Annotated in this window: 2 protein-coding genes; one reads left to right on the forward strand and one right to left on the reverse strand. The window is 41.9% G+C overall.

Going from position 1 to position 2,840, the window contains the following annotated elements; all coding sequences use genetic code 11:
* Positions 1-215 precede the first annotated feature (215 nt).
* Positions 216-554 carry a hypothetical protein gene (locus NT136_03260; GenBank protein MCX6765951.1) on the forward strand — a complete coding sequence of 113 codons (339 nt, stop codon included), beginning with the start codon at positions 216-218 and terminating at the stop codon, positions 552-554.
* Here NT136_03260 and NT136_03265 read toward each other — a convergent pair.
* Complete coding sequence (locus NT136_03265) at positions 544-2,412, reverse strand: ATP-binding protein (GenBank protein ID MCX6765952.1); 1,869 nt, start codon at positions 2,410-2,412, stop codon at positions 544-546. The genes NT136_03260 and NT136_03265 overlap by 11 nt on opposite strands.
* Positions 2,413-2,840 lie beyond the last annotated feature (428 nt).

Consider the following 2,840-nt stretch of genomic DNA (forward strand, 5'->3'; position numbering starts at 1 on the left):
TGGTGATAAAAGGTAACTTTGAAGTAGATATTCTGGTCGCAATTACTGAACGAAGTGCGAACCTATTTTGAAGCATCAATAACAAAAACTTAATCCTTCCGATTCGGCTTTCGTCTGCCTTCCTGCCTGCACGGCAGGAAGGCTTCCTTATATCCTCGCCCTCGCAAAAAATCTATTTTTATTAAGAGCCCGCTGAACAAAATTTTTTCTATTCTTTGTTTTTAAAAGTAATTTTTTACTCGGTCTCGTCCGCCTCTGGTGGATTCCGTTGCTTGCGCTCCGAGCCTGCTTCCCCTTTTTTGGGCGAAGCAGGAAGAAAAAACAAAATTCTTTTCCCCACCGATTTCTTTTCTTTGGGCAAATTTAAAGGGGTATCAAAAACTATCTTTCCAAAAGTTCCTCTTTCATATAACGGTTTCGGTGTATGCGAAGTGCGAGGCGTAGCCGAGCATTTTGGTGAGCGCAACGAACCGCATACACCGTGTTATGTGCCGTTTGCTCAAACATTTAATTTCAATTTAATGACAAAACTCACCTCTTGCCTCATTCGGTAAGAAGATCTTTTATGTCCTTGAACCATTGGATCATGTCTCCATCTGGATCGATCTCATGTAGTAATATGTTGTTCATATATCTTGGAGCTCGTGAACACAGTATACGCTTTACTTTTGATTCTTTTTCCTCCTTCTCTTTATCAGTAAGTTCGTTCCATGCCTTGGGGCTATCAGACGCTTCGTATAGTATTTGTGCAACTTTTTGAGGAATATTATCGAAGGAGTCAAAATTTGCCATTATTGTAAGATTGATGCCGAGTTCTTTATATGCAGCTATGATTGCGTCTTTGTGTAGATAGTTTTCGATTTCCTTCTTCAACGTGTTACGCGCTCTGCAATTTTCCCGGGCGTTTACCTTATCCACGTGCCCTCGATACTTAGCAGGTGCTGGGGGAGCAATATCTCTATCGCAGAGATGAAACTCTGGACGATTAAGTTTTTCAAGGCGAGAAGACCAGAGGGCAAGGTTTGACCCACCGAAAGGGAAGAAAATCATTTCGCCATCGAGTTCCATTTTTTCCAGATCAGGAATATCACAGCCATCATTGCACAATGCCTTTAACATAGTTTGCAGAAATGTAATGTCGTTGGGCCCCTCTACCCAAATAAATAATTTGACCGTGTTATCTGGCAAAACGCCAAGTGACCGTGCGAAAATCTGGTTAGTTTCAGGGCCACCGGTCAGGATTTTCCTTTTCTTGTCGTCCAGAATATTAATATATCGTAAAGAACTATCTGGTAGGGTACGTGCCAACATAGGGGTATGAGTACTTATAATAACCTGCGCTTCGGAAGACAAGTCAGACAAGGCTATAAGCAGCATACGTTGGTTGTTCGGGTGCTGGCAAGTCTCTGGCTCTTCAATCGCATATATGACAGTTGCATGACCTGTTTCCTTGGCGAGTTGTTCAGCTTTGGCACGGAAGAAGTTGAGCAAAATCAATCTCTTAACTCCACTGCCGCGCTTGTTGATAGGGATATCATCATCTGAAGTGATGCTAGCCTTGAAGAGGCTATCCCACTTAGGTGGGATAAAGGTAGGGTTTAGTTGCGTTGCGAGAGTTGGGTCCATCTCACGGAGTTTTTCCAAAGTCAAATTAGCAATCTTCTGGACTTCACTCCGAACGTACTCGGTGATTGCCGCCAGCTCTACTTCCTTAGCCTTGATAGCTTCTTTGACTGCGGCTTTCAGTGGGTCCTGGGCTTCAGGATCCTGATCTGTACTCGTACGGTCCGACTTAAAAAGTGCGAACGCAGGAAGGTATTTGCGGAGCTCAGTCCATATCTTTTTAGCGTTATCTTCGTTCAGTGGAATCATAGATGGAGCAAGAGTGAGATTACCAAAATGCTCTCGTATTCGTGCACGTATCTGGGCATTGACTCTCTGATCAACACTCTCGAGATCAATACCCAACTCTTGGGCTCGCTTCTTAAGGTCAGAATTCTTGAGTTGAAGGAGATCCTTGGCTCCATCTATAGTCGGATGAATGGCGTAGGCCTGGATGCTTTTGCATTTTGGCTTCTGCAGTTCGCCACTGTAAAACTTATGGATTTCAAGTCTTTCCTCATCGTTTAGGAGAAACTCAGTACTGAGCTTCGTCGGATTTGCGTCGTCCAAGATGACTTCATCAGGAAGTTCAGTAAATTCACAGATTATCGTTAAATCTCTTGGAGCGCCATTTTTTGATGCATCGTCTTTATCTGGATCAATGTCGTTTAGGAAAATGTCTAGTGCATCCATAAGCGTAGACTTACCGGCGTCGTTTTTTCCAACAAGCGCCGTGATATCCTCGAAATCAATAGATATCTCTTCCTTAAAACACCGGAAATTACGGAGCCTTAATCGCTTGAGTTTCATTTTAGTTTACCTAACTTTTTATTATATTGCTTTGCGCAAAGGGCACATAACGTGCCGCGCGTTGCCGAAGTCCAGCACTAAACAACTGTTATAAAACATATTGTAATTCACACCAACTAACAGTTAACTGCAAAAACTAAACTAAACGGCACAACTGATTTAGTACTGGATTTGGGCGAAGGCGCTACTGCACCGTAGCCGCAACGCGCTGTTAGCTGAAGGGCGGCTCGTTATGTAATATACCTTCATGTATAATATTTAAATCTATAAAAATACAACGTAACTTAATCAGTAAAGTTAGAATTATCAAAAAATACTTTTTCACATTTATGGTATAAATTCAAATTTATTAATAATTACTTCTACTTCATTATTATCAGAAGGAGAACTGCCATTAAATAACCATAAGTTAATTCTAGCGTTTTCAT

The sequence above is a fragment of the Candidatus Moraniibacteriota bacterium genome, assembly GCA_026396275.1.
In the GTDB taxonomy this organism is placed as follows: domain Bacteria; phylum Patescibacteriota; class Minisyncoccia; order Moranbacterales; family JAPLXC01; genus JAPLXC01.

What these genes read in the sequence shown, in the direction of transcription:
- NT136_03265 (MCX6765952.1), bottom strand. Translation starts at nt 2,412, where the DNA reads ATGAAACTCAAGCGATTAAGGCTCCGTAATTTCCGGTGTTTTAAGGAA.